Origin of the sequence: Bacillus sp. JJ1127 (assembly GCF_036965845.1) — a bacterium.
GTDB lineage: Bacteria > Bacillota > Bacilli > Bacillales > Bacillaceae_G > Bacillus_A.
Genome location: NZ_JBALQK010000329.1, coordinates 420 through 3,720 on the forward strand (window position 1 = coordinate 420; position 3,301 = coordinate 3,720).

General features: G+C 33.2%; 4 protein-coding genes. All 4 read right to left on the reverse strand.

The window, feature by feature from the left end; all coding sequences use genetic code 11:
* Positions 1–152: 152 nt before the first annotated feature.
* A complete protein-coding gene (locus tag V7183_RS23780) occupies positions 153–896 on the reverse strand; it encodes a siderophore biosynthesis protein (RefSeq protein WP_335361045.1) in 744 nt (247 codons plus the stop codon).
* A 212-nt stretch (positions 897–1,108) separates the two neighbouring features.
* Positions 1,109–1,636 (reverse strand): DUF4352 domain-containing protein, encoded by a 528-nt coding sequence (locus V7183_RS23785; protein WP_097899780.1) that lies wholly within the window; start codon positions 1,634–1,636, stop codon positions 1,109–1,111.
* Complete coding sequence (locus V7183_RS23790; RefSeq protein WP_335361046.1) at positions 1,633–2,262, reverse strand: type 1 glutamine amidotransferase family protein; 630 nt, start codon at positions 2,260–2,262, stop codon at positions 1,633–1,635. The genes V7183_RS23785 and V7183_RS23790 overlap by 4 nt, the downstream gene beginning before the upstream one ends.
* A gap of 351 nt (positions 2,263–2,613) precedes the next feature.
* Positions 2,614–3,270: a uridine kinase family protein gene (locus V7183_RS23795; protein WP_335361047.1), complete on the reverse strand. Its 657-nt coding sequence runs from the start codon at positions 3,268–3,270 to the stop codon at positions 2,614–2,616.
* Positions 3,271–3,301 lie beyond the last annotated feature (31 nt).

The window sequence follows — 3,301 nt, forward strand, 5'->3', positions numbered from 1 at the left end:
ACTTTTTTTAAATGGATTTATTTTCTGTAGAGTAAGGATCTGTAAGTTGTTTTTAATCCCTTTAATGTGTTGTTCCAGAATCGTGAATATTACCTACTTAACTATCAAATGCTTGCCGACAGCTCTTTCCCGTCTCTCCTGCTTCTTGTACCTTATGTATACTCAAAACAAATTACTGCTTTTCTTAATTTTTTATTGAAAAATAGGTATATACGATTCGCACCATAAGCTTGAAAATAATAGCCTGTAGCAAATCCAACATATGTAAATGGATGGCCATCTTCATCTTTTGGCACATACAGTAGATTGGTATAGTCAAAAATTTCGTCTTCGCTAACGCAATCTTCCAATAATTCTTGCCCTTCTTCTGTCATAAAACGTATATCATCCAGAATTCCATTTACCTCGGGATAATCTAATCCCCAGCCATTTGTTTGCTTTTCGACAAACTCTTGCTCCAATGCTTCTACGGATGTAAATTCTTTTCCAAAGCTAGAATAAGGATACATTTTCTGATTACGTTGGAAAAATTCTTTACGGATTTGATAGTCTTTTTCATTACGTACATAGGTTTTCTCTATAATGTCGGAAGGGTTTTGCTCAATTTCAAAGTAATTCCAATCTGCTTCAAATTTATACTTTCCGTCAACGACATCAAAGCCTAACGTATCTTCTTTTGTAAAATTCGTGTGAAACGGTTGGGTAAAATCGCCAACGCACCCGTCGTGAATTTCCTTTGCTGACACAATATGTACCCATTCGTTCCATTCAGGTTCAATGCATTGTAAATTTATAGAGCAAATGGGTAAAAAGTGTTTTTTATGCTGTTCCAAATTATCATAAAATACTTCTTCATATGCAGGAAACGGTTTAATAAATTGTTTAGAAATGTTCATCTTTTCCCCCATCTTTATACAAGGTTTTTGTTTAATTTTATCATTTTATCTGAAACGCAAACAAAAAATAACCCTAAAATTCACTTTTATTGTATATTTTGAAGTTAATTTACGTCTACTCACCTCAAGCATTGTATTACTTCTATTTCTAAAACAAAACAGACTGTAGGCAAACTCGATTTTCATCAAGTTTGTCTACAGTCTGTTTATGCTTACTTGATTTCAACCTTGTAGTCTCCATCAATTAGCAAGTACCATTTACCTGCACCATATTTTTCTTTACTTACTTCAAACGCTTTAGTACCTGTTACTTGGATATCTGGGTTTAGGTCACTTAAAACTTTTGAGTTATCGATATTTGTTTCAGTTGCGTAACTTGCACTTGCTTCAACATCAGCATCATATTTAGTTCCCTTCTCATCTACTAATTGAATAGTTGGCAATGAGAAAGAATTTACTGGTTTATCAGAAGTGTTTTTCATATTGTATTGAACTGCTACAATAGTACCACCATTACTAGCATCTTTTTTAACAATTCCAGGTCCAACAGATGCTTTTTCTTCTACTTTTGTAACTGTTACATCAACCTTTTTAGCTTTTACAACTTCATTGACCTTATAAGTTTTGGCTTTTTCTGTTTTAGTTTCTTCAGAATCTCCTCCACCGGCAACAGCTACTACGATACCGATCACTACAAGGGCAATAATACCTAAACACCCAAATTTAAAAAACTTCTTCATTTTATTGAATTCATTAACTGGAAGAAGTATTCAGGTTTATGAGTCTTATTTAGGTTATACCATGCATGTAATGTGTCTGGTGCAAATACATCTAATTTTTTCAGTACTTCCATCGTAAATTCCAGAGGTGCTACTCCTGATGCAGTAACCAAATCCTCACCAGATACCGCAGGTTCCATCTCATAAAATTTTTCTCCTTTATAATTAGGACAGACCATTTTAATATACTCTAAGTCATTGCTTGTGTGCTTTCTAGAATCTAAGTATCCCATATTCGCTAGGGCCTCAGTTGCGCCACAAATTGCAGCAACAATAGTGCCAAGCTTTAAAGTTTCGCCAATTTTTTTCAAGATAGGTTGATGAATATCTTCTCTCCAAGTATTCCCTCCAGGTAAAACTAAAAGATCTTTACTCTCAAGAGTACATTCATCAAGGGAAATATCTGGTTTTATGCTCAGTCCTCCCATCGTAGTAATAATTTCTTTATTAGCTCCTACTGTAACTACTTTTAAAGGTGCTACATCTTTTTTGAAATATCTTCCTGAGTTTAATTCAGCAATTAAATATCCATATTCCCAGTCTGACATTGTATTAAATACATAAAGATAAACTTTTTTTGTTTGCATCCAATAACACTCCAATCACAATTGATATAACCTATTATAATATAACTTCCCTGACAGCTAACGTCAGGAAGACTGCGTTATTCCACAATCTGCTCCTTTAATGGAATAACATGACCGGCATTTTTAAACGTTTTTATTGTAAATGTCAAAAATACCTGTCTTTTGGTCGAAAACAAGTATTTTTCTATATTTAAAGATTACTATTGAATGTACAAAGCACTACACTACGTTTAAAAACCTAGTTGTGTCATAGAGAATGGATTTTTGAGTGAATAATAAAGTGGCTTCATTTGAGAGCCAAGTAATGAAAATGAACCCTCATAATAAACATAACAAATAGAGCATTTGCATTTAAACTCCATAAAACTCAAATGTATTTTTTTCTAGACATATTGCTTCATCGGAATTTTTGATAATAATATCAAAATGTTGACTGTATGGATGCATAAACACTTCGTACTGAATCCGACGTTCTTCATGAGATTGCCTTAAATAATTAATATTGGCTCCCCTTTCAGCAATATCACGGCTAGACCTTCTCATTAATTCTGTTTCACCATCTGTATAGAAGTAAATTTTCAAATCAAATAAATCGGGATTAATAAATGCGACACTCATTCCTTCTACAATCGTCACTTTGTTTTTTGAAGAAATCAACTCGCTTTTCATATAATGCGTATCTATCGTATAAAAATCTAAACCAGCTCTTACCATCTGAACATCTCTTTCTAAAGCAGACAAATGATGCGCTGATGGATGACAAGCCGTCATTTTATTCTGATGATTTTCGTTTTGATATGTATAGTGAATAATTGCATGCTTTCGTATGTCCGAACTAACAATGTATGGATCTGTATTAATATAATTCACTTTATTTTGATTTAGTAGGTCTACAAGCATATTGGCAAACGTTGTTTTTCCAGCAGCCCCATGTCCTGAAATACCAATAACAATCTGTTCATCAGTCATACTAACCCAATTTATGATTTCTTGTAATAACTTATCCATCCTTCTCCCCCTTTTACTAATATACTTTATT

What these genes read in the sequence shown, in the direction of transcription:
- V7183_RS23795 (WP_335361047.1), bottom strand. Translation starts at nt 3,270, where the DNA reads ATGGATAAGTTATTACAAGAAATCATAAATTGGGTTAGTATGACTGAT.
- V7183_RS23785 (WP_097899780.1), bottom strand. Translation starts at nt 1,636, where the DNA reads ATGAAGAAGTTTTTTAAATTTGGGTGTTTAGGTATTATTGCCCTTGTA.
- V7183_RS23790 (WP_335361046.1), bottom strand. Translation starts at nt 2,262, where the DNA reads ATGCAAACAAAAAAAGTTTATCTTTATGTATTTAATACAATGTCAGAC.
- V7183_RS23780 (WP_335361045.1), bottom strand. Translation starts at nt 896, where the DNA reads ATGAACATTTCTAAACAATTTATTAAACCGTTTCCTGCATATGAAGAA.